This is a genomic window from Amycolatopsis plumensis (assembly GCF_042652605.1).
In the GTDB taxonomy this organism is placed as follows: domain Bacteria; phylum Actinomycetota; class Actinomycetes; order Mycobacteriales; family Pseudonocardiaceae; genus Amycolatopsis; species Amycolatopsis plumensis.
Genome location: NZ_JBHSJY010000001.1, coordinates 9,389,517 through 9,414,013, shown reverse-complemented (window position 1 = coordinate 9,414,013; position 24,497 = coordinate 9,389,517). Strand labels below are relative to the sequence as shown.

General features: G+C 70.9%; 28 protein-coding genes and 2 pseudogenes. 21 read left to right on the top strand and 9 right to left on the bottom strand.

Annotation, left to right across the window (positions count from 1 at the left end; genetic code table 11):
• Positions 1–58: 58 nt before the first annotated feature.
• Positions 59–211: pseudogene (locus ACFPLC_RS45385) on the top strand (site-specific integrase); the annotation flags it as partial.
• Positions 212–259: 48 nt separating this feature from the next.
• Here the strand turns inward: ACFPLC_RS45385 and ACFPLC_RS45380 are convergent.
• The 4 genes from ACFPLC_RS45380 to ACFPLC_RS45365 form a co-directional block, all read right to left on the bottom strand.
• Entirely contained in the window at positions 260–598 is a 339-nt protein-coding gene (locus ACFPLC_RS45380; protein WP_378202451.1) for a DUF6355 family natural product biosynthesis protein, read from the bottom strand.
• A 30-nt stretch (positions 599–628) separates the two neighbouring features.
• A complete protein-coding gene (locus tag ACFPLC_RS45375; protein ID WP_378202448.1) occupies positions 629–964 on the bottom strand; it encodes a DUF6355 family natural product biosynthesis protein in 336 nt (111 codons plus the stop codon).
• Between the two features lie 236 nt (positions 965–1,200).
• The gene (locus tag ACFPLC_RS45370) at positions 1,201–1,818 is read right to left on the bottom strand and encodes a class I SAM-dependent DNA methyltransferase (protein WP_378202445.1); all 618 of its coding nucleotides are present in this window, start codon (positions 1,816–1,818) and stop codon (positions 1,201–1,203) included.
• Complete coding sequence (locus tag ACFPLC_RS45365) at positions 1,815–2,357, bottom strand: TetR/AcrR family transcriptional regulator (protein ID WP_378202443.1); 543 nt, start codon at positions 2,355–2,357, stop codon at positions 1,815–1,817. Before ACFPLC_RS45365 ends, ACFPLC_RS45370 begins: the two co-directional genes overlap by 4 nt.
• A gap of 161 nt (positions 2,358–2,518) precedes the next feature.
• Here ACFPLC_RS45365 and ACFPLC_RS45360 point away from each other — a divergent pair, with 161 nt between their 5' ends.
• Complete coding sequence (locus tag ACFPLC_RS45360) at positions 2,519–2,746, top strand: hypothetical protein (protein ID WP_003084005.1); 228 nt, start codon at positions 2,519–2,521, stop codon at positions 2,744–2,746.
• A 20-nt stretch (positions 2,747–2,766) separates the two neighbouring features.
• Positions 2,767–3,918 (top strand): SPFH domain-containing protein, encoded by a 1,152-nt coding sequence (locus ACFPLC_RS45355; RefSeq protein ID WP_378202440.1) that lies wholly within the window; start codon positions 2,767–2,769, stop codon positions 3,916–3,918.
• A gap of 12 nt (positions 3,919–3,930) precedes the next feature.
• Here ACFPLC_RS45355 and ACFPLC_RS45350 read toward each other — a convergent pair whose 3' ends face one another.
• Complete coding sequence (locus tag ACFPLC_RS45350; RefSeq protein WP_378202437.1) at positions 3,931–4,962, bottom strand: TRM11 family SAM-dependent methyltransferase; 1,032 nt, start codon at positions 4,960–4,962, stop codon at positions 3,931–3,933.
• A 25-nt stretch (positions 4,963–4,987) separates the two neighbouring features.
• Between ACFPLC_RS45350 and ACFPLC_RS45345 the strand changes: the two genes are divergently transcribed.
• The 3 genes from ACFPLC_RS45345 to ACFPLC_RS45335 all read left to right on the top strand — a co-directional run bounded on the left by ACFPLC_RS45345 (position 4,988) and on the right by ACFPLC_RS45335 (position 9,170).
• On the top strand, positions 4,988–5,977 hold the full coding sequence (locus tag ACFPLC_RS45345) for a DHH family phosphoesterase (RefSeq protein WP_378202434.1): 990 nt from the start codon (positions 4,988–4,990) through the stop codon (positions 5,975–5,977).
• A 269-nt stretch (positions 5,978–6,246) separates the two neighbouring features.
• Complete coding sequence (locus tag ACFPLC_RS45340) at positions 6,247–7,569, top strand: MATE family efflux transporter (protein WP_378202431.1); 1,323 nt, start codon at positions 6,247–6,249, stop codon at positions 7,567–7,569.
• A gap of 278 nt (positions 7,570–7,847) precedes the next feature.
• Positions 7,848–9,170, top strand: a complete 1,323-nt coding sequence (locus ACFPLC_RS45335; RefSeq protein WP_191314278.1) for an MFS transporter — start codon at positions 7,848–7,850, stop codon at positions 9,168–9,170.
• Here ACFPLC_RS45335 and ACFPLC_RS45330 read toward each other — a convergent pair.
• The gene (locus ACFPLC_RS45330; protein ID WP_378202427.1) at positions 9,115–9,624 is read right to left on the bottom strand and encodes a GNAT family N-acetyltransferase; all 510 of its coding nucleotides are present in this window, start codon (positions 9,622–9,624) and stop codon (positions 9,115–9,117) included. The two genes, ACFPLC_RS45335 and ACFPLC_RS45330, sit on opposite strands and share 56 nt — an antisense overlap.
• 103 nt (positions 9,625–9,727) lie before the next feature.
• Between ACFPLC_RS45330 and truB the strand changes: the two genes are divergently transcribed.
• From truB to ACFPLC_RS45270, 12 genes are all read left to right on the top strand, one after another.
• Positions 9,728–10,633, top strand: a complete 906-nt coding sequence (gene truB / locus ACFPLC_RS45325; protein WP_378202424.1) for a tRNA pseudouridine(55) synthase TruB — start codon at positions 9,728–9,730, stop codon at positions 10,631–10,633.
• A gap of 27 nt (positions 10,634–10,660) precedes the next feature.
• Positions 10,661–11,644 (top strand): bifunctional riboflavin kinase/FAD synthetase, encoded by a 984-nt coding sequence (locus tag ACFPLC_RS45320; RefSeq protein WP_378202421.1) that lies wholly within the window; start codon positions 10,661–10,663, stop codon positions 11,642–11,644.
• 76 nt (positions 11,645–11,720) lie between these two features.
• Positions 11,721–12,194 carry a helix-turn-helix domain-containing protein gene (locus ACFPLC_RS45315; protein ID WP_191314281.1) on the top strand — a complete coding sequence of 158 codons (474 nt, stop codon included), beginning with the start codon at positions 11,721–11,723 and terminating at the stop codon, positions 12,192–12,194.
• Positions 12,194–12,697: an RNA 2',3'-cyclic phosphodiesterase gene (thpR, locus tag ACFPLC_RS45310; protein ID WP_378202418.1), complete on the top strand. Its 504-nt coding sequence runs from the start codon at positions 12,194–12,196 to the stop codon at positions 12,695–12,697. Before ACFPLC_RS45315 ends, thpR begins: the two co-directional genes overlap by 1 nt.
• A gap of 132 nt (positions 12,698–12,829) precedes the next feature.
• A complete protein-coding gene (rpsO, locus tag ACFPLC_RS45305; protein ID WP_003084034.1) occupies positions 12,830–13,099 on the top strand; it encodes a 30S ribosomal protein S15 in 270 nt (89 codons plus the stop codon).
• Between the two features lie 222 nt (positions 13,100–13,321).
• The gene (locus tag ACFPLC_RS45300) at positions 13,322–15,574 is read left to right on the top strand and encodes a polyribonucleotide nucleotidyltransferase (RefSeq protein WP_378202414.1); all 2,253 of its coding nucleotides are present in this window, start codon (positions 13,322–13,324) and stop codon (positions 15,572–15,574) included.
• Between the two features lie 126 nt (positions 15,575–15,700).
• Positions 15,701–17,065 (top strand): M16 family metallopeptidase, encoded by a 1,365-nt coding sequence (locus ACFPLC_RS45295; protein ID WP_378202411.1) that lies wholly within the window; start codon positions 15,701–15,703, stop codon positions 17,063–17,065.
• Positions 17,062–17,802, top strand: a complete 741-nt coding sequence (gene dapB / locus ACFPLC_RS45290; protein WP_378202408.1) for a 4-hydroxy-tetrahydrodipicolinate reductase — start codon at positions 17,062–17,064, stop codon at positions 17,800–17,802. The genes ACFPLC_RS45295 and dapB overlap by 4 nt, the downstream gene beginning before the upstream one ends.
• Positions 17,799–18,245 carry a tetratricopeptide repeat protein gene (locus ACFPLC_RS45285; RefSeq protein ID WP_191314286.1) on the top strand — a complete coding sequence of 149 codons (447 nt, stop codon included), beginning with the start codon at positions 17,799–17,801 and terminating at the stop codon, positions 18,243–18,245. Before dapB ends, ACFPLC_RS45285 begins: the two co-directional genes overlap by 4 nt.
• Positions 18,246–18,504: 259 nt before the next feature.
• Positions 18,505–18,714 carry a hypothetical protein gene (locus ACFPLC_RS45280; RefSeq protein ID WP_378202404.1) on the top strand — a complete coding sequence of 70 codons (210 nt, stop codon included), beginning with the start codon at positions 18,505–18,507 and terminating at the stop codon, positions 18,712–18,714.
• A 212-nt stretch (positions 18,715–18,926) separates the two neighbouring features.
• The gene (locus tag ACFPLC_RS45275; RefSeq protein ID WP_378202401.1) at positions 18,927–19,760 is read left to right on the top strand and encodes a helix-turn-helix domain-containing protein; all 834 of its coding nucleotides are present in this window, start codon (positions 18,927–18,929) and stop codon (positions 19,758–19,760) included.
• Positions 19,761–19,952, top strand: coding sequence for a DUF397 domain-containing protein (locus ACFPLC_RS45270; RefSeq protein WP_378202398.1), 192 nt, complete (start codon positions 19,761–19,763; stop codon positions 19,950–19,952).
• On the opposite strand, the gene ACFPLC_RS45265 is transcribed toward ACFPLC_RS45270, so the two are convergent.
• Entirely contained in the window at positions 19,917–20,435 is a 519-nt protein-coding gene (locus tag ACFPLC_RS45265) for a hypothetical protein (RefSeq protein ID WP_378202395.1), read from the bottom strand. The two genes, ACFPLC_RS45270 and ACFPLC_RS45265, sit on opposite strands and share 36 nt — an antisense overlap.
• Positions 20,436–20,522: 87 nt before the next feature.
• Here ACFPLC_RS45265 and ACFPLC_RS45260 point away from each other — a divergent pair.
• Positions 20,523–21,032: pseudogene (locus tag ACFPLC_RS45260) on the top strand (GtrA family protein); the annotation flags it as partial.
• Positions 21,033–21,050: 18 nt separating this feature from the next.
• On the opposite strand, the gene ACFPLC_RS45255 reads toward ACFPLC_RS45260, so the two are convergent.
• On the bottom strand, positions 21,051–21,608 hold the full coding sequence (locus ACFPLC_RS45255) for a GNAT family N-acetyltransferase (protein WP_191314289.1): 558 nt from the start codon (positions 21,606–21,608) through the stop codon (positions 21,051–21,053).
• A gap of 60 nt (positions 21,609–21,668) precedes the next feature.
• On the opposite strand from ACFPLC_RS45255, the gene ACFPLC_RS45250 reads away from it, so the two are divergent.
• Together ACFPLC_RS45250 and ACFPLC_RS45245 are read left to right on the top strand one after the other, a co-directional pair.
• On the top strand, positions 21,669–22,883 hold the full coding sequence (locus ACFPLC_RS45250) for a winged helix-turn-helix domain-containing protein (RefSeq protein ID WP_378202393.1): 1,215 nt from the start codon (positions 21,669–21,671) through the stop codon (positions 22,881–22,883).
• Between the two features lie 13 nt (positions 22,884–22,896).
• Positions 22,897–23,481, top strand: a complete 585-nt coding sequence (locus ACFPLC_RS45245; protein WP_378202390.1) for a TlpA family protein disulfide reductase — start codon at positions 22,897–22,899, stop codon at positions 23,479–23,481.
• Positions 23,482–23,563: 82 nt separating this feature from the next.
• Here ACFPLC_RS45245 and ACFPLC_RS45240 read toward each other — a convergent pair whose 3' ends face one another.
• Complete coding sequence (locus tag ACFPLC_RS45240; RefSeq protein WP_378202388.1) at positions 23,564–24,487, bottom strand: DUF4097 family beta strand repeat-containing protein; 924 nt, start codon at positions 24,485–24,487, stop codon at positions 23,564–23,566.
• Positions 24,488–24,497: the final 10 nt, after the last annotated feature.

Genomic DNA, 24,497 nt, shown 5'->3' with positions numbered 1-24,497 from the left:
CCCTCGCTGTCGACGGGCGAGGCCTGCCGATGCGGCTCCTGCTCACGCCGGGCCGGCTCGCGGGGCGCGGCTTCACGACGCCCGCCATACCGCCGCGACAGTACTCCTGCTGCAGGAGGTCCCCGAGCGGACCATGAAGTCCATCATGGGGTACTCCAGCACGGCCATGGCCGCGCGTGATCAGTCAGGCCGCGGACGGTTGTGCCTTTGATCGTGTGACACAACCGTCCGCGGCCCCGACGGTCGGCGACAGGTTCGTCTATGCGGCACCGCACGTGCCGATGCTCCACGCGTTGCGGACTTCCCCGATGCCAGAGCCGTACTCTCCCAAGAAGGTGTCCGACTTGCGCGCGATGCAGACATTCCGGTCCCTGGCAAGGGACACGTCGACGTGCACCAACGTCGGATAGTACGAACAGTTGTTGAACCATGCACTCGAGTAGACGGGGTTCCCGGGATCCTTGACGTGGAAGCCGCACCCTGAGGGTGGCGTGTCAGCCAGCGCTACCCCGGCCTCGGCACCGGTCAGCACCAGCGCCGCGGCGGCGACAGCTGCCGCCAGTTTTCCACCTGTTCGAATCGTGAGCAATTCAGGCATCCTTTCTTGTCTGCTTGAGATCGTGTCAAATCAACAAACGTAAAGCGACCATGCATTCTGGATCCGCCCGGGAAGAATTGTCCCGTACGTTCCCAATCGGTAATCGTTCTTCGCTGACACGCAGAACTCTCGGTCAGGGTCCAAGACGACGTCCACGTGGATCTTTACGGCATATATGCTGCAGTTGTTGAAGTAGGCGAGCGCCCGGGTCCCGCCGACCTTGTGAAAGCCGCACCCTGACGGCGGTGTGTCGGCGGCCGCCACTGCCGGTGGTAGGACCGTCAAGACGGCGGCAGCGATGCCGACGATGAAGGTGGACCACGTCCGAAGTCGGCTCGTCACTGAATCTCTCCATTCTTGGAACATCCGATATGTCTCAGTCCATTGAATTGCCGAGCGCGAACTGTGCGCAGCCGGCGCGCGGGGCGCGAGCGATCGGCTTCTCCCTCGGTTCGCACTTGTCACATTGCGGAACCGACACGCCCACCTGCGACCGCCGGTTGACGCGGATACCTCGCATCACCTGATCGGCGTAACGCTGCGCGGCCGCGAGACCGTCAGGCATGCATCGTCACGGACCGGCGGCTCTGCGCGACCGGCTCCTAGCCGCGCCGGGCGAACAGGATCGCCTGCGACACCGGGTTTTCCGGGTCGAGCGACCACTCCGCCTCGACCGTGAACCCGGCCTCCCGCACCCGCCGCGCCAGCCACCACGGCTGACGCAGGTGGACGTGGACCCGCATCGGGTGGCCGTAGCCCTGGGTCTTCAGCCGGGTGCCCGCGCCGACGTGGTAGCCGATCACCAGCAGGCCACCCGGCCGCAGGACGCGGTGGAAGTGGCCCAGCGCGGCCGGCACCGCGTCGTCCGGGACGTGGATGAGCGACCAGAACGCCAGCACCCCGGCTACCGACGCGTCCGGCAGCGGGAGGTCCGTCATCGACCCCACCTCGAACCGCAGCTCCGGGTGGGTTCGCCGGGCCAGGTCGACCATGCCCGGGGACAGGTCGACGCCCGACGCGTCGACCCCGAGCGAAGCCAGGTGCGCGGTGAAGTGCCCCGGGCCGCAGCCGACGTCCACCGCGGGCCCGTCGACCTCCGCGGCGAACAACGCCAGGGCCGCCCGCATGTACGGCTGCTTCTCCAGCGCGTCCGAGACGAAGTCCGCGTAGCTCGCAGCCACCGTGTCGTAGGAGGTGGCGGTGTCGGCGAGCCAGGTCATCGCGCGCGCAGGCCGTCGAGGACGATGCCGAGCGCGCGCCGCCAGTCCGGGGTGGCGGTCGCCGCCGCGAACACGATCGGCAGGTCGGTTCCCCGGAAGTCCTTCCGCAGCGCACCGGCCTCCTGGGCGCGCGTGATGATCCGGTGCATCCGGGAACCGTTGGCCTGCTTGGCTTTCTCCAGACCCGATCCCGGGTCGAACGTCCGCGAGCACACCTCGGTGAAGCCGCGGTCGGAGACCTGCATCAGCACCGAACGTTCGAGGAACAGGACGAAACCGTCCCACGGGTCCTCGCACGCGAGGGCCTCCTCCAGCACGGCCTGCGCCTCTTCCAGCGTCGGCAGGAACGCGGCTTCGACGAGGTCCGCCCGTGTCGGGAACCGGTTGTAGAGGGTGCCGATCGCCACTTCGGCGCGCCGGGCGATCTCGTCGAGCGGGGCGTCGACCCCCTTGGCGCCGAACACTTCCCGCGCCGCCGCGACCAGCGCCTCGCGGTTGCGCCGGGCGTCCGCGCGCAGGGGACGTTGCTCGACGGTCACAGTCGGCGAGTATAGCGACGGCTGTACGCCCGGGCGGCTCGCCCGGTTGCCCGCCTGATCGGAACCTCACAGTGCCCACCGGGTGCGCCCGGCGGGAGCACAATGGGACGGGCGGGGGTTCGCCCCGCACCGAGACGGCCACCGAGGGGAGGTCGGCACCCGTGCACTCCGACCTTTCCCCGTCCGGCCGCACCGGAGTCCTCCTGGTCGGCACCCGCGGGCAGCGGGGCCCCGGGGAGGTGCTGATCAGGATCAGGGGAGGCCTGGAAACCTTCCTTGCCTGGTCCGACACGGAGCTGCCGAAGGGCACGACCGTCCTGGTCGTGGAAACCCGGGGACGGCGCACGGTCGACGTCGTGGCGTGGGACGCCTCGGATCCCGCTTCTTAGTGCTTTCCAAAGGACAGCCGATGTTCGGTTATCGCGTGCCTGCTCCCAACGAGGCGATGCTGATCTCCGGGGGCAAGAACAGCAAGGGCGCGTCGCCGTTCCGGGTCGTCACCGGCCACGGTGCCTTCGTCATGCCGGTCTTCCGGAAAGTCCGGTTCCTCACGCTCGCCATGTGCGAGGCGGAAGTGACCGAAGTGTGCGTGACGAAGCAGGCCATCGCCCTCACGGTCCGGGCGGTGATCGCGTTCAAGGTCGGCAACGACACCGAGAGCATCGTCAACGCCGGCCAGCGGTTCCTCTCCGACCAGGACCAGATGTCCGTGCTGACCGGCCGGATCTTCGCCGGGCACCTGCGGTCCATCATCGGGTCGATGACCGTCGAGGAGATCATCACCGAGCGGCAGAAGCTCGCCACCGAGGTGCTGGACGGCTCCGCGGTGGAGATGGCGAAGATCGGGCTCACCGTCGACGCCCTGCAGATCCAGTCGATCGACGACATGAAGCTCGGCTACATCGCCGCGATGGCCGCACCGCACAACGCCGCCATCCAGCGGGACGCGCAGATCGCCCAGGCCGTGGCGAACAAGACCGCGGCGGAGGCCGAGCAGGAGTCGCAGCGGACGCAGGCCGAGTACGCCCGGCAGACGTCGATCGTGCAGGCGCGGTACCGCGCCGAGGTCGAGGCGGCACAGGCGCAGGCCGCCCAGGCCGGTCCGCTCGCCCAGGCGAAGGCGCAGCAGGAGGTCATCGACGCGCGCACCGAGCTGGCCCAGCGGGAAGCCGGACTGCGGCAGCAGCAGCTGGTGGCCGAGGTCATCAAGCCCGCCGACGCCGAGGCCGAGCGGATCCGCATCCTGGCCGTCGCCGAGGCGGAGAAGATGCGCATCCAGGCGGAGGCGGCGGCGTCGCACAACCGGGTCGCGCTCGACCGGATGCTCATCGACCAGCTGCCGCAGATCGTCAAGGAAGCCGGGCGGGGCCTGTCGGGGGCGAACGTGAACATCCTCAACGGCGCCGACGGCCTCGGCGAGATGGCCGCCGGCCTGGTCGGCCAGGGACTGTCCATTCTGGACTCGGTGAAGCGCGGCCTGAGCACGCCGCCCGCTCCGGCTCCGGCGGCAGCACCGGAAGCGAACGGGCAGGCGCCGGTGAAGCCCGAGCTCACCGCGTAGCGCTTTGTCGACTCAGGACGCGGGTTTCACGGCGACGACCAGGTCACGCAGGATGGCCTGGTCGACGCGGTGGGCGAACTCCTCCCACGGCCCGCCTTCGCGCACGTCGAGCCCGGCCTTCCGGAGCACCTCGACCAGCTCTTCCCGCGGCAGCACGGTGGTGTTCCACGAAATGCCGAGCGCCCCACCGGGTTTCAGCACCCGCGTCCACACCGGGACGGCCGCCGCGAGCAGGTCGCGCGGGCTCCGCTGCAACCCGGCTTCGCGGTGGCTGCCGTGCTGCACGCCGTACGGGGCGTCGGTGACGATCACGTCGCAGGAGTTCGCCCGCAGCACCTCGTCGGTCGTGAGCGTGTCGGCGTTGAAGTAGGTGAGCTTGCGCGTGTCACCCGCTTTGTACGCTTCCTTGTCCAGTGCGTACTCGATGTCGAGGCGACGGCCGAGCCGGACCTTGTTGCGCCGCAGCTGGCCCGACTCGGCGGTGTGCTTCACGCGCTTGTTCCGCAGCCACGTCTTGATGAACGCCTCGTAGGCCTCGAAGTCCTTGGCGTCGACGTCCAGGCCGGTCGCGTGCAGGCCGTACATCATCGCCTGGTTCAGCGTGGTGCCGCGGCCGCAGAGCGGGTCGAGCAGGTACTTCGGCCGGTCCGAGAACGGGTCCGCGGTCGCCAGCAGTGTCACGTTCACCAGCAGCTTGGTGAACAGCTCGTTGGTCTTGCCCGCGTACTTCTGGATGGTCAGCAGGTCCGAATCGGCCTTGGCCAGCGGTGTCACGCGCACCGGACGGAGGACGCCGTCACCCAGCTCGAACAGGGCATACAGCGACGAGAGGTTGGACAGCAGCGCGAGGTCGCGCTCGCCGAGGGGTGCCGAGCTGGTGAAGCGCACGTAGCCGACGCCGCCGAGCTCGACCTCCTCGATGGCGGACAGCTCGGCCGCCAGGGCCGCGCCGAACACCGCCAGCTCGGCGCGCAGCAGCGCGGGGGAGGAGGCGGCGTAGACCCGGTTGGCCGAGGGGTAGACCAGCATCGCGTACTCAGGCATCCCGCAGAGCGTAGCGTGACGCACCGTGACCCCTCCTTCGGTGCAGCACATCCGGGACGCGGCGGCCCTGCTCGCGTCGGCCGGCGACGTGACGATCCTCGGCCACGTGCGGCCGGACGCGGACGCGCTGGGCAGCGCACTGGCCCTCGGCCGGGCGCTGCGGCAGCGCGGCGCCCGCGTGCGCGTCTCCTTCGGCGAGCCCGACGAGGCCCCGGAGACGCTGCGGTGGCTCGACGAGGACGGCCTGCTCACCCACCCGGACGCACTCCCGGACTCCGAGGAGCTGCTGGTGTGCGTCGACACGCCGACGCCGAAGCGGCTCGGCCGGCTCGCCGGGCGCGTCGAGCTCGCCGGCGCGGTGCTGGTGATCGACCACCACGCGACCAACACCTTCTACGGCACCTGCCACGTCGTGGACGAGCACGCCGAGGCCAGCGCGGTCCTCGTGTTCCGCGTCCTGGAGGCACTGGGCGCGGAGCTGGACGAGCCGATCGCCCGCGGGCTCTACGCGGGGATCGTCACCGACACGAGCGGGTTCCGCCGGGCGAGCCCGGACACGCACCGGATGGCGGCCCGGCTGCTGGAAGCGGGGGCCGACCCGGAGGTGATCGTGCGCCGGATCGTCGACGAGCGCCCGTTCGCCTGGCTGCCGATGCTCTCGTCCGTGCTGCGCGAGGCGCGGCTGGAGCCGGAAGCCGCGCAGGGCCGGGGTTTCGTGCACGCGGTGGTTTCCGTCGAAGCCGCGCGCACGGTCCGCGGCGAGGAGGTCGAGTCGGTCGTCGACGTCGTCCGTTCGGTGCGCGAGGCGGCCGTCGCGGCGGTGCTCAAACAGGACCCGGCGCACCCGGAGCAGTGGCAGATCTCGTTGCGTTCCACCGGGATCGACGTCTCGGCGGTGGCGGCCGAGTTCGGCGGCGGCGGCCACCGGCAGGCCGCGGGCTGCACGATCGCGGGCCCGGCCGACGAGGTCGTCGCGGGGCTGCGCGCGGCTTTGGAGCGGGCGCCCCTGCTGTAGCGCGCCGGTCCCGGTGCAGTGAATGACTCATTCCTGGCGTCCGACGCAAGGAATGAGTCATTCACTGCATTCGGTCGCGCTCTCGCGCCTTCCCGGCCGCCGCGGCCGACCGGCTGCTGCTCGACCTCCGCACGCCCCGCCGGTGGTCGGTCTCCGCGCGCCGGCGACTGCGCGATCGCGTGTGCCTGGACCCGCTTCCTCGCGAGCTCCGCGCCGAACAAGGTTCCCGACGGCCGGAACTGTCGGTGGCGGCGGTTAGAGTCCGGATCGTGGCGAACGTGGAGGAGATCGAGCGGGTCCCGGCGAAGCGCGTGCTGGGCTTGGCCGTGCCCGCGCTGGGGGTGCTGGCCGCCGAGCCGCTGTACGTGCTGGTCGACACCGCCGTGGTCGGTCACCTCGATGCCTTGTCGCTGGCCGGGCTCGCGCTCGGCGGCGTCGTGCTGGCCCAGGTGTCGAGCCAGTTGACGTTCTTGTCCTACGGCACGACGTCCCGCACCGCCCGGCTGCACGGCGCCGGCCGCCGGGCCGACGCGGTGCGCGAAGGCGTGCAGGCGACGTGGCTGGCGGTGTTCGTCGGGCTCGTCGTGCTGGCCGCGGGGCAGCTGCTGGCCTGGCCGATCGCGCGGGTCCTTTCGGGGAGCGACGAGATCGCCTCGGCCGCCGTGTCCTGGCTGCGGATCGCGTTGTTCGGCGCGCCGCTGATCCTGGTCACCATGGCCGGCAACGGCTGGATGCGCGGAGTGCAGGACGCCGCGAAGCCGTTGCGGTACGTGCTGGCGGGCAACGGGATCTCGGCCGTGCTGTGCCCGGTCCTCGTCTACTGGGCGGGGCTGGGCCTGGAGGGTTCGGCGATCGCGAACGTCGCGGCGCAGGTGATCTCGGCGTCGCTGTTCATCCTGGCGCTGGTGCGCGAGAAGGTGGGTTTGCGGCCGGACTTCACGGTGATGCGCGCCCAGCTCGGCCTCGGCCGCGACCTGGTGCTGCGCAGCCTGGCCTTCCAGGCGTGCTTCGTCTCGGCGGCGGCCGTCGCGGCCCGGACGTCCACCGAAGCGGTCGGCGCGCACCAGGTGGTGCTGCAGCTGTGGACGTTCCTGGCACTGGTGCTGGACTCGGTGGCGATCGCCGCGCAGTCGCTGGTGGGGGCGGCGCTGGGGGCGAACTCGGCCCGGCAGGCGCGCGGGGTGGCGTCGCAGATCACCGGGTACGGGCTGCTGCTGGGGTGCTTCCTGTGCGTGCTGTTCGCGGCGCTGTCGTGGGTGCTGCCGCACGCGTTCACGTCCGACCCGGGCGTGCTCGCCGAGATCCCGCACGCGTGGTGGTTCTTCGTGGCCCTGCAGCCGATCGCGGGCGTGGTCTTCGCCCTGGACGGCGTCCTCTTGGGCGCGGGCGACGCGGCCTTCCTCCGCAACGCGACGCTCGGCAGCGCCGCCCTCGGCTTTCTCCCGCTGATCTGGGCCTCGCTCGGCTTCGGCTGGGGCCTCACGGGCATCTGGACCGGCCTGTCCCTCTTCATGCTCCTCCGCCTGGCCGCGGTCCTGGCCCGCTGGCGCTCCGGAAACTGGGCCGTCACCGGCGCCACCCGCCCCACCTGACGTGCGCAAACCGGCCTCGCACGTGTCCGGAGGGGCATCACGCGTGATCCGGCGGGCATCACGCGTGCTCGGAGGGGCATCAGCCCGATGCCCCCTCAATCACGCGTGATGCCCCTCCAAGCACGTGTGATGCCCGCTCAAGCACGGGTGATGGGGGTTACCTGTGGGGAAAGCCACGCGGGTCGTGGCTATGGTTCTTGGTTGCTTAGGCGCTACAAGTAGTAGGTACGGCAGCGTGGGCGTCCTGCGCCCCGAACCGCCCACCCCTGGAGGAACCTGTGCCCGCCACCGGCCGCGCCACCGCCCGGTCCTGGCTGATCTGGCTCGCCGCCGTCACCGTCTACCTCCTCGCCGTCTTCCACCGGACGTCCTTCGGGGTCGCCGGGCTGCAGGCCGCCGAGCGCTTCGGCGTCGGTGCGGCCGCGCTCGGCACCTTCACCGTCCTGCAGGTCGGTGTGTACGCCGCGATGCAGATCCCGACCGGCGTCCTGGTCGACCGCTACGGCCCCCGCCGCGTCCTCACCGCCGCCGTGCTGATCCTCGGCGCCGGCCAGCTCCTGCTCGGCGTCGCCCACTCCTACGGCCTCGGCCTGCTCGCCCGCGGCGTCCTCGGCCTCGGCGACGCGCTCACCTTCGTCAGCGTCCTGCGCCTGGTCGCGGCCCACTTCCCGGGCCGGCAGTACGCGCTGCTGACGTCGTTCACCGCGGCCGTCGGCTACATCGGCAACCTCGCCGCCACCGTCCCGCTGGCCCTGGTCCTCGACGGCGCCGGCTGGACGCCCACCTTCCTGGCCGTCGGCGCCATCACGGTCCTCTACACCGCCGTCGTGGCCCTGCGGGTCCGCGACGTCCCGGCGGGCGAACAGCCGCCCGCCCGCGAAGAAGTCCGCCCCCGCGAGCTTGCCGGCCAGGTCGCCGAGGCCTGGCGGACGCCGGGGACGCGCCTGGGTTTCTGGGTCCACTTCAGCACGATGTTCGCCCCGAACGCCCTGACGCTGCTCTGGGGCGTCCCCTGGCTGGTCCAGGGCCAAGGCCAGTCGAAGGCGACGGCGAGCGCGCTGCTCACCGTGTTCGTCTTCGGCTCGATGGCCGGCGGCCCGGCCCTCGGCGGCCTGATCGGCCGCCGCCCGTCGCTGCGGATGCCGCTGGTCGGCGGCTACATCGGCGGGGCCGCGCTGGTCTGGGCGGTGCTGCTGGGCTGGCCGGGCCAGGTGCCCCTGCCGGTGCTGGTGCCCGCGTTCGCCTTCCTCGCCCTCGGCGGCCCGGCCTCGATGATCGGCTTCGCGCTGGCCCGCGACTACAACCCGCTCACCCGCGTCGGCACGGCGACGGGCGTGGTCAACGTCGGCGGCTTCGTGGCGACGACGATCGCCGCGCTGGCGGTCGGCGTTCTCCTCCAGGTCACCGGCGGCAACTTCCGGCTGGCGCTGCTGGCCCTGGTCGCCGTGCTGGCCTTCGGCACGGTCCGGATGCTCGTGTGGTGGCGCCGCACCCGCACCCACCTGTTCCTCGCCGAGGCCCGCGGCGAGGAGCTGCCGGTCCGGATCACCCGCCGTCGCTGGGACGCGGCACTGCCGGAGACGCCGATCGTGGCCGCCTGATCGGTGCCTGCAGGAGTTCCGGCGCCACCGCGAACCCGCGCCGCTCGTAGGCGGGCACGGCCCGCGGCGACGAGTGCACGGTGACCCGCTCCAGGCCCAGCTCCCCGGCCAGCCGCAGGACGCCCTCGATCAGCTGTCCGCCGAGGCCGCCGTCACGCGCTTCCGGCACGACGTACACGCTCTGCACGTCCCCGGCGGCCCGCGACGGCGCAGCCGGTGTCGGCACGCGCGGGGTGATGGCCAGGAACGCCATCCCGAGCACCTGGTCACCGCACACCAGGACCAGGCAGCGGTGGCTGGCCGCGTTCTCCCGCGCCCAGGCGGCGAATTCGCGGACGAACGCCTCGCGGCCCGCGTCGGGCAGGCCGTCGCGCTCGGCCACCCAGCGCCACCGCAGCGCGGCGACCGCTTCCAGCTCGGCGGGCCGGGCGGCCCGGACTTCGATCTCCGTCACGCCTCCATCGTGGCCCGGACCGCCCACTTTCACGGGAAAGCGGCACTTTCACGTGAAAGTGACCGTCATCCGGTCCACGATCAGCGGCCGCTAGGGTTGCCGCGTGTCGAGCCCCAAACCGCCCCGCCGCCCCGCGCCGCCCCCCGGCCTCCTCATCGTCGACAAGCCCGCCGGCATGACGTCGCACGACGTCGTCGCGCGCGCCCGCCGGATCATGGGGACCCGCAAGGTCGGGCACGCCGGCACGCTCGACCCGATGGCGACCGGCGTCCTCGTGCTCGGCATCGAACGCGCCACCAAGCTGCTCGGCCACCTCGCCCTGGACCGCAAGACCTACCTGGCCACCCTCAGCCTCGGCAGCAGCACCACCACCGACGACGCCGAAGGCGAAGTGCTGAGCCAAGCCGAGACGGAAAAAGTCACCGACGAGGACATCGCCCAAGGCGTCGAGAAGCTCACCGGCGACATCCAGCAGGTGCCCAGCGCGGTCAGCGCGGTCAAGATCGACGGCAAGCGCGCCTACGCCCGCGTCCGCGCCGGCGAGGACGTCGTCATCCCGGCCCGCCCGGTCACCGTCTACCGCTTCGACGTCCTCGCCGTCCGCCACGAGGAGGACCACGTCGAGGTCGACGCCGTCGTCGAGTGCTCCTCGGGCACCTACGTCCGCGCGCTGGCCCGCGACCTGGGAGCGGACCTCGGCGTCGGCGGCCACCTGAAGGCCCTCCGCCGCACCACGGTCGGCCCGTTCACCCTGGCCAAGGCGAGGACGCTCGACCAGCTCGAAGAACAGCCCGAACTGAGCCTCGACCTCGACGCCGCCGTCGCCGCCGCGTTCCCGCGCCGCGACCTCGACGCCGCCACGGCGAAAGCGGTCCGCCACGGCCAGCGCATCCCGGCGGCCGGTGTCGAAGGCACGTACGGGCTCTTCGGTCCCGACGGCCGGGTGCTCGCCCTGGCCGCCGACGAACAAGGCGTGTCCCGCGCGGTGGTCGTGTTGCTGCCCGCCTAGGGTGGGCTCGAGAGACGGGAGTCTGACGTGCTTCGGTGGCGTGGGCTGGGGGACCTTCCCGGCAGCTGGGGCCGGTGCGTGGTCACCATCGGCGTGTTCGACGGTGTCCACCGCGGGCACCAGGAGCTGATCAGCCGTACGGTGGCGGCGGCGGCCGAGCGCGGCCTGCCGAGCGTGATGCTGACGTTCGACCCGCACCCGTCGGAGGTGCTGCGCCCGGGCAGCCACCCGGCGCAGCTGACGACGTTGCGGCGCAAGGCCGAGATCGTCGAAAGCCTGGGTGTCGACGTCTTCTGCGTGCTGCCGTTCACCCTCGAGCTGTCCCGGCTGCAGCCGGAGGAGTTCGTGCACGAGGTGCTGGTCGACCGGCTGCACGCGGCCGCGGTGATCGTCGGCGACAACTTCACCTTCGGTGCCAAGGCGGCCGGCGACGTCGCCATGCTGCGCACCCTCGGCCGCCGGTTCGGCTTCGCCGCGTTCGGTGCCGAGCTGCAGGGCAAGGAACTGTCCGAAGAGGACCAGTCGGCGATCACCTTCTCCAGCACCTACGTCCGGTCGTGCATCGACGCCGGTGACGTGGTCGCCGCCGCCGAGGCGCTCGGCCGCCCGCACCGCCTCGAAGGCATCGTCGTCCGCGGCGACGGCCGGGGTCACGAGCTCGGCTACCCGACGGCGAACCTGTCCACCCCGCGGTTCGCCGCCGTCCCGGCCGACGGTGTCTACAGCGCGTGGTTCACCCGTTCGGCCGACCCCCGGCGCCGGCTGCGCGCGGCGGTCTCGGTGGGCACCAACCCGACGTTCTCCGGGCGCGAGCGGACCGTGGAGGCCTTCGTCCTCGACGTCGACGAGGACTTCTACGGCCAGCACGTGGCCATCGACTTCGTCACGCGGCTGCGGGACCAGGTGCGGTTCGCCGACTCGGCCGGGCTGGTCGCGCAGATCGACGACGACGTGGTGGAGACCAGGAAGGCACTCGAACTGCCCCCGGACGCCCTGACCGGGGACGAATAGGGGATTCCGCGTCCACGAACCGGGCAGCGATGGCAAGATGCTCACGGACGGTGCGCGCGAAGAAAAAGGGGAGCTGGTGGAGGACCACAAGATCGTCCAGCGGAACATCGCGTTGCAGCGCGAGTGGTACGGGGAGCCGCTCGGTGACCGCGTGCGCCGGCTCGTCGTCGCGTTCGACGTTTCGCAGGCGTTCCTGGCCGAGGTCCTCGGCATCAGCGCCCCCATGCTCAGCCAGGTGATGAGCGGGCGGCGCGCGAAGATCGGCAACCCGGTCGTGTTGGCCAGGATGATCATGCTCGAGCGCAAGATCCTGGTGCCCGAGGTCGCCGCCGGCAACCGCGACGCGATGCTGGCCGCGATGGAGGACGTCCGCGACTCCCGCCCCACCGTCGGCCGCGACAACATCCCGGTGGTCAACGAAGACCAGAAAGTCCTCGCCTACCTGCGCGACCTGGCCGAGGACGAGGACCTGGGCGAGGCCGCCAAGCGCCTCGACGACGACTTCCCGGCCATCGCCGACCTGCTGCGCCGGGCGGGCAACAGCGCCTGATGCCGGTCCTGTTCAGCGCGCTGCTCCCGCCGGAGGACGTCGTCGAGGAGATCGCCGCGGCCCTGGGCGACCCACGATCAGGCCTGCGCTGGGAACCGCCGGAGCGCTGGCACATCACCCTCGCCTACTACGGGCCGGACGACGTCGGAACCCGCGCCGCCTGGCTGGGCGAGCGGCTGGCCGGGCGCGGGGGCGTCGACGTCCGGCTGGAAAAGGCCGCGACGTTCCCCGGGGTGCTGTGGTTGACTGCCGTCGGACCGGAGCTGACACCGCTCGCGAACGCCGCGGGCGCCGACGCCGAACCGAGGCCGTACCGGGCGCACCTGACGCTCGCGCGGTTCCCCCGGGAAGAACCGGGGCTCGCCGCGCGTTGGACCGAGAGCCTCCAGAGCTTCACCAGCCGGAGCTGGCGGGCCACCGAAGTGGTGCTGATGACCAGCGAGCGCGAGCGGGGCGGTCCCCGGTACTCCGTGGCCCGCGCCTTCGAGCTGGACCGCGGCTGAACAGGCAGTTCAGCGGGCTGGTAACCTCAACGACCGGGTCCGGCTGCAGTCCGTGGCGGCCGTGACCGTCTTCCCGGCGTGCATCCGGCGTCCGGGGCCGCACGGCACTGATTATTTCGAGGAGCAACACAAGTGGCGCTGTCCACCGAAGAGAAGAAGTCGATCCTGGCCGAGTACGGCGTGCACGACTCGGACACCGGATCCCCCGAGGCCCAGGTGGCGCTGCTCACCAAGCGCATCGTCGGCCTCACCGAGCACCTCAAGGCTCACAAGCACGACCACCACTCGCGTCGCGGGCTCCTGCTGCTGGTCGGCCGTCGCCGCCGGCTGCTGAACTACGTGATGAAGGTGGACATCGAGCGTTACCGTGCGCTGATCCAGCGCCTCGGCCTGCGCCGATAGCTTTACCCGAGGGGGAGTGACCACGAGGTCGCTCCCCCTCGCCACAGAACACGGCGCGAGCGCGCACGAGGGTCCGTCCGCCGGTCCTCGGTAGTGGCTTCCGGGAAGCGTCCCGGGGGCTTCGATCGAAGACCGGCCTCATTCCTCGAGCGTCCTCAGGCGAAACGGGTCCCAGGGTGGGAGACTCGCGTCGTACGAAGGAACCAAAGAGGAGAACAATCTATGACCGACTCCACCGGAGTCACCGTGCACGAGACCGAAGCCGTCATCGACAACGGCCGGTTCGGCACCCGCACCGTCCGCTTCGAGACCGGCAGGCTGGCCCGCCAGGCCGCCGGCGCCGTGGTCGCGTACCTCGACGAAGAGACCATGCTGCTCTCGGCGACGACCGCCTCGAAGCACCCGAAGGAGCACTTCGACTTCTTCCCGCTGACCGTCGACGTCGAAGAGCGCATGTACGCCGCGGGCCGCATCCCGGGCGCGTTCTTCCGCCGCGAGGGCCGCCCGTCGACCGACGCGATCCTCACCGCCCGCCTGATCGACCGCCCGCTGCGCCCGTCGTTCGCCGACGGTCTCCGCAACGAGATCCAGGTCGTCATCACCGTCCAGAGCCTCAACCCGGACGACCCGTACGACGTGCTGGCCATCAACGCCGCGTCGGCGTCGACCCAGATCGCCGGCCTGCCGTTCTCCGGCCCGGTCGGCGGCGTGCGCGTCGCCCTGATCGAGGACCAGTGGGTCGCGTTCCCGACCTGGACCCAGCTGGAGAAGGCGACCTTCAACATGGTCGTCGCCGGCCGCATCGTCGGTGACGACGTCGCGATCATGATGGTCGAGGCCGAGGGCACCGAGCACACGCTCGACCTGATCGCCGCCGGCGGCAAGGCGCCCGACGAGACCTCGGTCGCCGAGGGCCTCGAGGCCGCCAAGCCGTTCATCAAGGTCCTGTGCGAGGCGCAGCAGCGCCTGGCCGCCGACGCCGCCAAGCCGACCGGCGAGTTCCCGGTCTACCCGGCCTACCAGCCGGACGTCTACGAGGCCGTCGCCGCCATCGCGACCGATGACCTGGCCCGCGCGCTGCAGATCGCCGGCAAGCAGGACCGCGACGCCGCGACCGACGAGGTCAAGGCCGCCGTGATCGAGAAGATCGGCCTGGGCGAGGGCGAGGCCTTCGAGGGCCGCGACAAGGAGATCGGCGGGGCGTTCAAGGCCCTGACGAAGAAGATCATGCGCCAGCGCGTCCTCACGGAGAAGATCCGGATGGACGGCCGTGGCCTCACCGACATCCGGTCGCTCTCGGCCGAGGTCGCGGTGATCCCGCGGGCGCACGGCTCGGCGCTGTTCGAGCGCGGCGAAACCCAGATCCTGGGCGTCACCACGCTGAACATGCTGCGCATGGAGCAGCAGATCGACTCCCTTTCGCCGGAGACGACCAAGCGCTACCTGCACCACTACAACTTCCCGCCCTTCTCCACCGGTGAGACCGGCCGCGTCGGTTCGCCGAAGCGCCGCGAAATCGGCCACGGCATGCTCGCCGAGCGCGCCCTGGTGCCGGTGCTGCCGAAGCGCGACGAGTTCCCGTACGCGATCCGCCAGGTCTCCGAGGCGCTGGGCTCCAACGGCTCGACGTCGATGGGCTCGGTCTGCGCGTCCACCATGGCGCTGTACAACGCCGGGGTGCCGCTGAAGGCGCCGGTCGCGGGCATCGCGATGGGCCTGGTGTCCGACGAGGTCGACGGCGAGACGCGGTACGTGGCGCTCACCGACATCCTCGGCGCCGAGGACGCCCTGGGCGACATGGACTTCAAGGTCGCCGGCACCAAGGACATCATCACCGCGCTGCAGCTCGACACGAAGCTCGACGGCATCCCGTCGGAGGTCCTCGCGGCCGCGCTGAAGCAGGCGAAGGACGCCCGCAGCACCATCCTCGAGGTCATCGCCGAGGCGATCGACGGCCCGGACGAGATGAGCCCGTTCGCGCCGCGCGTCACCTCCGTGAAGATCCCGGTCGACAAGATCGGCGAGGTCATCGGCCCGAAGGGCAAGATGATCAACTCGATCACCGAGGAGACCGGCGCCGACATCTCCATCGAGGACGACGGCACGATCTACGTGGGCGCAGCCGACGGCCCGTCGGCGGAGGCGGCGATCGACAAGATCAACGCCATCGCCAACCCGCAGCTGCCCAAGGTCGGCGAGCGCTTCCTCGGCACCGTGGTGAAGACGGCCGCGTTCGGCGCGTTCGTCTCGCTGCTGCCGGGCAAGGACGGCCTGGTGCACATCTCGAAGCTGGGCAACGGCAAGCGGATCGCCAAGGTCGAGGACGTGGTCAACGTGGGCGACAAGCTCCGCGTCGAGATCGCCGACATCGACAACCGCGGCAAGATCAGCCTCATCGTGGTCAAGGAAGACGACGCCAAGCCCGCCGAGGGTGACGCGCCCAAGGCCGACGCCGAGAAGGCCGACGCCAAGTAACACCAGTTCCGCCGAAGGCCTCCTGACCGCGGTGGCGGTCGTGAGTGGTAAAGCGGGTTAGAACCCTCCTTACCACTCACGACCCCGGCGGTAGGGGGCCTTCGCGGCATCGTGAGTAAGGAACCCATGGCACGGCAGGTTTCCGGGCACGAGCAGCCCGTCGGCACCACCCGCACGCTGGAGTCCACTTCGGACGGTGCGGTCGTCAAGCGCAGCGTCCTGCCCGGCGGCCTGCGCGTGATCACCGAGCACGTCCCCGCGTCGCGCTCGGCCACGGTCGGGCTGTGGGTCGCCATCGGCTCCCGCGACGAGCCGGTGGCCGTCGCCGGTGCCGCGCACTACCTCGAGCACCTGCTGTTCAAGGGCACGAAACACCGCGACGCCACGCAGATCGCCGAGGAGATCGACGCGGTCGGCGGCGAGTTCAACGCCTTCACGGCGAAGGAACACACCTGCTACTACGCGCAGGTGCTCGACGCCGACCTCCCGCTCGCCGTGGACCTGGTCACCGACGTCGTCTTCGACGCGCTGTGCACCGACCGCGACATGGACATGGAACGCAGCGTCGTCCTCGAAGAGATTTCGATGCGCGACGACGACCCCGAGGACCTCCTGCACGAGACGTTCGTGACGGCCATCCTCGGCGACCACCCCCTCGGCCGCCCGGTGCTCGGCACCGAGAAGTCGATCATCGAGATGTCCCCGGCCGCCCTGCGGAACTTCTACAAGCGCCGCTACACGCTGCCGCGGATGGTCCTGTCGGTGGCCGGGAACATCGACCACAACCAGGTGCTGCGCCTGGTCCGCAAGGCCCTCGGCGAGCGCCTGGCCGGCACCGCGACACCGATCGCCCCCCGCGAGGGCCGCGCCCGGATCAAGACCCCGCCGAAGCTGGCCCTGCACACCGACGACACCGAGCAGGCGCACGTCATGCTCGGCCTGCGGTCGCTGTCCCGCCACGACGACCGCCGCTTCGCGCTGTCGGTGCTCAACGCGGCCCTCGGCGGCGGGATGAGCTCGCGGCTGTTCCAGGAGATCCGGGAGCAGCGCGGGCTGGCGTACCAGGTGTACTCGTCGGTCGCGAGCTACGCCGACACCGGGCACATGGCCGTGTACGCGGGTTGCCAGCCGGAGAAGCTCGGCGACGTCGCCGGCGTCATCCGCGAGGTGCTCGACAAGGTCGGCGTCGACGGCCTCACCGACGCCGAGGTGGCCCGCGCCAAGGGCCAGCTGCGCGGCGGGCTGGTGCTGGGCCTGGAGGACACGTCGTCGCGGATGTCGCGGATCGGCAAGAACGAGTTGAACTACGGCCGCTACCTGGGCGTCGACGACACGATCGCCCGCATCGACGCGGTCACGACGGACGACGTGTGTGCGCTCGCTCGCACTTTGTTCGCCCGGCCCGGTGGCGTCTCGGCGGCGGCGGTCGTCGGCCCGTACGCTCACGCCGACGACCTTCCTGACGACCTGCACGAGGTGATCGCTTCATGACCATCAACGTCGGTGTGCTCGGTGCGCGCGGCCGGATGGGCGCGACGGTGGTGAACGCCGTCGAGGGCGCGTCGGACCTGAAGCTCGTGGCGGCCCTGGACGCGGGCGACGACTTCGCGGCGCTCGCCGACGTCCAGGTGGTCGTCGACTTCACCCACCCCGAAGCCGTCATGGGCAACCTGCAGTACCTGGTCGAGCACGACATCCACGCGGTCGTCGGCACCACCGGCTTCAGCGAGTCACGCTTGGCCGAGCTGCGTGCGCTGCTGGAGCCGAAGCCCTCGCTCGGGGTGCTGGTCGCGCCGAACTTCGCGCTCGGCGCGGTGCTGGCGATGCGGTTCGCGGCCCAGGCGGCCAAGTTCTACGCCTCGGCCGAGATCATCGAGCTGCACCACAACCGCAAGGCCGACGCGCCCTCGGGCACCGCCGCCCACACCGCGCGGATGATCGCCGCCGCGCGCGCGGAAGCGGGCGTGACGCCGGGTCCGGACGCGACGACGGACGAGTTCGACGGCGCCCGCGGCGCCACGGTCGAGCAGGTCCGCGTGCACTCGGTCCGCCTGCCGGGCCTGGTCGCGCACGAGGAGATCCTGTTCGGCGGCGAGGGGGAGACCCTGACGATCCGCCACGACTCCCTCGACCGGACGTCCTTCATGCCGGGTGTGCTGCTCGGCGTGCGCGAGGTGCTGAAGCGCCCCGGCCTGACGGTCGGCCTGGAAAACGTCCTCGACCTGTGAAGGCCCGCAATGTGGCGCTGCTGCTGACGGCGGCGCTGATCGTCTACCTGTTCCTGCTGGCGGACCGGGCGTTCGCCCTGTTCAAGACGGGCACCGGGGCCGGGATCGCGCTGGGTGCGGGCGTCCTGCTGCTGCCGGTGCTGGGCATCTGGGTCGTGGTGGTGACCTGGCGCAACGGCCTGCAGATCCAGCGACTGTCCCGCCGTTTGGACGCGGAGGGCGCGCTCCCGGACGTCTCCGACCTCCCGCGCCGCCCCTCGGGCCGCGTCGATCGCGAAGCGGCCGACGCGTGGTTCGAGCAGCGCCGCGCGGAGGTCGAGGCCGACCAAGGGAACTGGCGGGTCTGGTACAAGCTCGCGTACGCCTACGACATCGCCGGCGACCGGCGCCGGGCCCGCGAGACGATGAAAAAGGCCGTCGAGCTGGAGGCCGCCGACCGCTGAGACGGGCACTTTCACGTGAAAGTGCCCTGCTCTGGCAGGCTGGACGCTGCTGGTGGTCGGCTCGTCGCCGGCCGGACGGCGCTGGGCGCCCGGCCTGACGGGCCTGCTGGGAGCCCCTCCGAAGAGAACGCTGCCGGTCGTTGCGGGGCCCGATCCTGCTGATCACCTACGTGGGGCACGGCCCGGCGTTCGTCGCCCGGGCGGCGACGGCGTCGCTGCTGGGGCTGGTGGTCGCTGGCCGCGTTCACCGTTGGTGTTCGTGCGCGTGTCCCGGGCCCGCGGCTGGGTGGACGCACTGGTGGTCGGCTGGCTCGTCTGCCTGGCGCTGGATTTGGCTTTGTCCTTCGCGCCGGTGCCGGTGTGGGTGGCGCTCGGGCTGGCCGGGCCGGTGCGGCTGCCGTGGTGGGATCTGCCCGCCCGCGCGGTGGCGACGGCCGTGCTCGTGCTGGCTCTGACGGCCCGGACCTGACGGGCGTGCTGGCGCTCTTCCCGACCGGGACGAGCGTGGTGGCGGTGTTCGCGCTGGCGCAAGCCGGTCCGGCGGCGACCACGCGCGGAGTGCTGCGCGGGCTCGGTGGGTTTTCGGCGTTTCCCGATCGCGGTGTTGGGAACCGGGGTGTGGCAATTCGCTGACAGTTGTCGTTCATTCGGGAAATGAGCGCGGTTCGTACTATCGGCCGCATGAAACCGACTTCGTCTTCTCCGGGTTGCCGGGCGTTGTCCGCGTCGCTGCGTGAGGTGCGTGAAGCGCGGAAGTTCGGGCTGCGCGAGCTGGCCCGGGCCCTGGAAGTGGATCCGCGGTTGCTGTCGCAATGGGAGCTGGGGATCCGGGTGCCGCCGATCGAGGAGGTGGCCCGGATCCTCGGGTACCTGCGGGTGGATCGGGTGGTGACCAACCGGATCTTGGCCTTGGTGCAGTACGCGAAGATCCCCAACTGGCTGGATTCCAACCCGTCGGACCTGCCCGCGGCGCTCACCGCGGTCATGCAGTGTGAGCGCTCGGCGAGCCTGATCACCAACTGGTCCCCGCTGATCATTCCGGGGTTGTTGCAGACCCCCGACTACGCCCGCGCTTTGCTCGCTGCCTCCGAAATCAAGGTGGAGGAAGCGGATGCGCGCTTGGTGGCGCGCCTGAAACGGCAGCGCATTCTTTCCGGCTACGGGTCGGTTCGGCTCGTAGCCATCATCTCCGAGCTGGCGATCCGCGAGGTGGTGGGCGATCCGGACATCATGTCCGACCAGATCGACCACCTGCTCCGGTTAGCTGTTACATCTAACATTTCAGTGCGGATCGTACCTGCCGATGTGGGATATCACCCTGGCAAGGGCGGCATGTTCGCTCTTTACGAGTTCCCGAGCGACCCGCCGATCGTCCTGCTGGAGCATCACCACGCCAGCGCCTTCATCAACGAGTTGGACGCTATCGCGCCCTATCGGAAGCTGGTAAAGCTCTTACTGGGCAAGGCATTGCCTGAAGATGCTTCGCAAGCTCTGCTTCGCGAGGTGGTGCGATAGGTGGGAGGCAACGTGTACAGCTGGCGCAAGTCGAGCTATACCGCGAAAGACGAGTGCGTTGAAGTGCTGCTCGCCGAGACCGTCGGCGTGCGAGACACCAAAGCCCGTCACCTCGGCCAGCTCGCCGTCTCGCGCGCTGCCTGGTCCGCCTTCCTCTCAGTGGTGGAGCCACCCCGCGAAGACCGCAGGTGAAGCCGCTATCAAACTGAAGCGGATCCACCTTCCGGCGAGGCCCGTCGTCAAGAACATCGCCAGGCGCATCCGCACCAGCCCCGCGAGCACGCTCGTCGCCATGAACGGGGGCAACCCCACCAGGGAGCTCACCCCGTACGTGCCGGCCATCCAGTGCGGGTGCCGGTGGCATCGCTCGCGCAGCCGGTCGACCCAGCCGCGCACCCGTTTCGTCCGCAGCTGCCAGCGCACGCGCCGGGGCGTCAGCGGGCGCTCCCGGTGCAGCCGGTCGTGCAGCGGCTTCGGCAGCTTGATCGTCCCGCGGGCGGCCAGGTAGTACAGCGTCTTCCCGGCGATCTGCCCGACGGCCACCGCCGCCCCGAGCCACAGCCAGTGCAGCCCGGGCTGGCTCGCGCACAAGCCCAGCAGGAACACCTCGGCGTTGATCAGCGGCACGATGGCCGAACCGAACGCGACGCCCAGCGTCAGCAGGATCCAGCTCATCGTGTCACCTCCTGAATATCGCTCGCGTTCTTCCAAGTTATCAGTTCGAAATCACCGCGCACGGGGGTTAGCCCCCGTCTTCGGCGGGTGGTCCGCACCAGAAGATCACCTGCCGGACGGCTTCCGGCCACCTCCCGCCGGAACACTGACGGGGTGGCCGCCGACCGACCCCGTACGCCCGCTGACCGATTCGGCGCCCTCTGCCGGACCGTCGTGCGCTTCCTGCCGCTGGGTCTGTCGCGGATCGTGGCGCCGACGTTTCTCGGGTTCTGCCTGATCAACGGGTTCACCTTCGGCGTCGACCTCGGGCTGCTCACCGTCTTCCACGGCGTGCTCGGCTGGCCGGTATGGCTGGCGATCACGCTGGCGTACGTCTGCGCGTTCGGGCTGAGCTTCGCGCTGAACCGGACGTTCAACTTCCATTCCCACGCCGCCGTCGGAATCCAGCTCGGGCTTTACATCGTGGCGATCGCTGTCAATTACGCGGCATTTCTGCTGGGTGTGGGCGCGGGGCTGACGGCGCTGGGCGTCGAATACCACGTCTCGCGGCTGGTCGCGGGCGCGTGCGAGGGCGTGTTCATGTACGCCGTGATGCGGTGGGTGATCTTCCGCGACTCAGCTCAGGGTCAGGTCGAGGGTGCCGGTGAGGCGGACCTCGCGGACCATGCGGTCGCCGGTGTCGAGGGTGCGGACGGTGCCGTCGGGGTTCCAGCCGGCCCGGCGGTAGAAGCCGAGGGTGGCGTGGTCGCCCTGGGCGACCCAGGCGATGCCGCGGGAGGCGCCGTCGGCCCGCAGGCCCGCGGCGGCCGTCGCGAGTAGCCGTCCGGCGTGGCCCCGGCGGCCCCACCGCGGCTCGACGAGCAGGGTGGCGATCAGGCCCGTCGTGTCCGCGTCCTCGGGCAGGCTCCCGTCGGCCTGGGCGACCTCGTCTTCCGGAGCGCGGCCCGCGACGCAGAAGCCGACGGTGAACTCGCCTTCGGTGGCGACGTAGACGAGGCTGCCGGGGTAGTCGATCGTTTCGGTCCAGGTGCCGGCGAGGTCGGTGGCGTCCAGTTGCGCGAGGGCCTGCTTGCCGAGCAGGTCCTCGTAGGCGGCGTGCCAGGTTTCACGCTGGATGCGGGCGATCTCCGCGGCGTCGGACAGATCGGCGGGACGGACGGCGGCGTCGCTCATGTCGCTGAAGATATCGGGGCGCCGGTTTTTGTCGGTGGTGGGTGGCACCATGACCTCACCATGCAAACGATCAGCGTCTCGACGGCCCGGAAGACGTTCCTGGCCGCACAGGGCTTCACCGACCCGCGTCCGTCCGGCCTGCCTTCGCGGCAACACCTGAAACGAGTGTTGTCGCGAGTCCAGCTGCTGCAGCTGGACTCGGTGAACGTGGCCGTCCGGGCCCACTACATGCCGGTGTTCGCGCGGCTGGGCGCGTACGACCCGGCGTTGCTCGACGAAGCGGCGTGGGCGCACTCGACGCGTCGCCCGCGGATGCTGGTGGAGACGTGGGCGCACGAGGCGAGCCTGCTGCCGATCGAGGACTGGCCGCTGATCCGCTCGGGCGCCAAGCGCGACGGCTGGTGGCGGCACTACGGGTCGCTGATCGAGAAGTCGCCGGGCCTGGTCGACGAGATCCTGGCGGTGGTCAAGGAGCTGGGCCCGATCGGCGCGGGCGGCATCGAGCGCGCGGTGGAGGCCGACGCCCAGCGCCGCGGCCCGGGCTCGTGGTGGGAGCGGTCGGAGGTCAAGCGCGTCTGCGAGTACCTGTTCGGCATCGGCCAGCTGACCACGGGCACGCGGCGCTCCTTCGAGCGGCTCTACGACCTGACCGAGCGGGTGGTCCCGCCGGAGATCCTGTCCCGGTCCGTGTCGGCGGAGGAAGGCGCGCGGGGGTTGATCTCGCGGTCGGCGCGAGCGCTGGGCGTGGCGACGGAGACCGACCTGCGCGACTACTACCGCCTCGGCCCGGCCCCGGCCCGCCAGGCGGTGGCGGAGCTGGTGGAGGCAGGGGAGCTGGAGCCGGTCGCGGTCCGCGGCTGGAAGCAGCCGGCCTACCGGCACACGTCGGCCCGGACCCCACGGGCGGTGATGGGCCGGGCGCTGCTGTGCCCGTTCGACCCGCTGATCTGGGAACGGGCCCGCACCGAGCGGTTGTTCGGGTTCCACTACCGGATCGAGATCTACGTCCCGGAGCCGAAGCGGGTGTACGGGTATTACGTGTTCCCATTCCTGCTCGACGGTGAGCTGGTGGCGCGGGCGGACCTGAAGTCCGACCGCGCGGCGGGAGTGCTGCGGGTCCAGGGAGCGTTCGCCGAGGAAGGCGTCGACGTGGCGCGGGTACTGCCGGAGCTGGCCGCGGAGCTGAAGCACATGGCGGAGTGGCTGGGGCTGTCCGGCGTGGCGGTGGGAGAGCGCGGCGACCTCGCTGCGCCGCTGGCGAAGCTGGTCCGCTGAGGTGAACTCCGGAATGGCCCGCACTCTGCTTCGCTCGGTGGTCCCGGCGGTCGCCCTGCTCGTGCTGGCGAGCTCGTGTGCCACGGGCAAGGATGCCGTGGCGCAGGAGAACACCTTCGAGTTCGTTTCCCCGGGTGGGGAGACGCAAATCTTCTACCCGCCCGAGCAACGCAAGAAGGCGGCCGAGCTGTCGGGGCCGAACGTGGTGAACCCCGGTGAGACGGTGTCCCTGTCCGACCACGCCGGGAAGGTCGTCTTGCTCAACCTCTGGGGTGCGTGGTGCGGGCCGTGTCGCGCGGAAACGCACACCCTGAAGGCCATCGCGGACGCGGGCAGGAGCGAGGGCATCGAAGTCCTGGGCATCAACGTCCGCGACAACCGCCAGTACGCGGCCGACTTCATCGGCAACTTCGGCGTCGGCTATCCGTCGATCTTCGATCCGTCCGGCCGGGTCGCCCTGCAGTTGCGCGGCATCCCGCTGGCGGCCATCCCGGTTTCGCTCATCGTCGACAAGCAGCAGCGGGTGGCGGCGGTCTACCTCGGCTCGATCCTGGAAGAGGACGTTCGCCCGGTCCTTGAACGAGTGCGGGCGGAATAAGACCCGCGCTTTCTCTGGTATTTCGCGCGAACGGGCCGTCCCCGGCACCCCCTACCGAGAACGGCCCGTTCTTCCCCCTTACTCAGCCCGCCGCGCGCGTCACCACGGCGTTGCCGGTGCCCGTGCGGGCGCGGACCTTCAGCTTCACGCCACCCTCGGGGGCGGTCTCGGCCACGTCCAGTTCGCTGGACACGCGGCCGCTGCTGGAGGTCAGGTCGACCTCGGCGGACGTGCCGCCGCGGATGCCGACGCGAACCTCGCCGGAGCCGGTGATCAGGTCGAGCGTGCCCGACGCGGCGTCGGCCACCGACAGGTCGCCGCTGCCCGTGCGGGCCATCACCTCGCCGGAGACCGCGCCCAGCCAGACGTCACCGGTGCCGGTGGCCAGCGTCGCGGACCCGCTGATCGACGACGCCTCGACGTGCCCGCTGCCGCTGCGCAGCTGCAGCCCGCCAAGCGTCGGGCCGAGCTTGACCGCGCCGCTGCCGGTGCGGATCGTGGCCGAGCCGTCGGCGCGGTCGAGCTTCACCTCGCCGGAGCCGGTCAGCAGGTCGACGCGGCCGGCCGAGCCGGTCACGGTGACGTCCGCCGCGCCCGCCCGCACCTCGACGTGCGAGCCCGCCGGCGCGTGCACCTTCACCGCGAGGGCGACGTTGCGCAGCTGCCAGGCCTTCGGGGCGCTGACGACCAGGCGGTTGCCCAGCTTCTCGATCCGGCTCTGCCGCACCGCCTCGGCGGGGGAGGCACTCGGGTCGACGCCCAGCTGGTCGCCGAAGCGCTCGCCGACCCAGGACAGCAGGCTGTTGACCCCCGCCACCCACGGCTGCTGCTCGCCCTGGTCGTGCCGCAGCTCGACGCGCGCACCGGAGTCGCCCTCGAGGACGACCTCGACGCGGCCGATCGTGACGCTGAGGTCGAGCTCCAGCGGGACGTCGGTCTCGAACTCGTCGACCCGGACCAGTTCGTCGTTCGGCTCTTCGGTCGGTGTGGTCTGTTCTTCGCTCATCGTCTCGTCC

Coding starts and splice junctions, on each gene's coding strand:
- ACFPLC_RS45380 (WP_378202451.1), bottom strand. CDS start 598: ATGCCTGAATTGCTCACGATTCGAACAGGTGGAAAACTGGCGGCAGCT.
- ACFPLC_RS45375 (WP_378202448.1), bottom strand. CDS start 964: ATGTTCCAAGAATGGAGAGATTCAGTGACGAGCCGACTTCGGACGTGG.
- ACFPLC_RS45370 (WP_378202445.1), bottom strand. CDS start 1,818: ATGACCTGGCTCGCCGACACCGCCACCTCCTACGACACGGTGGCTGCG.
- ACFPLC_RS45355 (WP_378202440.1), top strand. CDS start 2,767: ATGTTCGGTTATCGCGTGCCTGCTCCCAACGAGGCGATGCTGATCTCC.
- ACFPLC_RS45350 (WP_378202437.1), bottom strand. CDS start 4,962: ATGCCTGAGTACGCGATGCTGGTCTACCCCTCGGCCAACCGGGTCTAC.
- thpR (WP_378202418.1), top strand. CDS start 12,194: ATGCCGGTCCTGTTCAGCGCGCTGCTCCCGCCGGAGGACGTCGTCGAG.
- ACFPLC_RS45300 (WP_378202414.1), top strand. CDS start 13,322: ATGACCGACTCCACCGGAGTCACCGTGCACGAGACCGAAGCCGTCATC.
- ACFPLC_RS45295 (WP_378202411.1), top strand. CDS start 15,701: ATGGCACGGCAGGTTTCCGGGCACGAGCAGCCCGTCGGCACCACCCGC.
- dapB (WP_378202408.1), top strand. CDS start 17,062: ATGACCATCAACGTCGGTGTGCTCGGTGCGCGCGGCCGGATGGGCGCG.
- ACFPLC_RS45275 (WP_378202401.1), top strand. CDS start 18,927: ATGAAACCGACTTCGTCTTCTCCGGGTTGCCGGGCGTTGTCCGCGTCG.
- ACFPLC_RS45265 (WP_378202395.1), bottom strand. CDS start 20,435: ATGAGCTGGATCCTGCTGACGCTGGGCGTCGCGTTCGGTTCGGCCATC.
- ACFPLC_RS45255 (WP_191314289.1), bottom strand. CDS start 21,608: ATGAGCGACGCCGCCGTCCGTCCCGCCGATCTGTCCGACGCCGCGGAG.
- ACFPLC_RS45250 (WP_378202393.1), top strand. CDS start 21,669: ATGCAAACGATCAGCGTCTCGACGGCCCGGAAGACGTTCCTGGCCGCA.
- ACFPLC_RS45245 (WP_378202390.1), top strand. CDS start 22,897: ATGGCCCGCACTCTGCTTCGCTCGGTGGTCCCGGCGGTCGCCCTGCTC.
- ACFPLC_RS45240 (WP_378202388.1), bottom strand. CDS start 24,487: ATGAGCGAAGAACAGACCACACCGACCGAAGAGCCGAACGACGAACTG.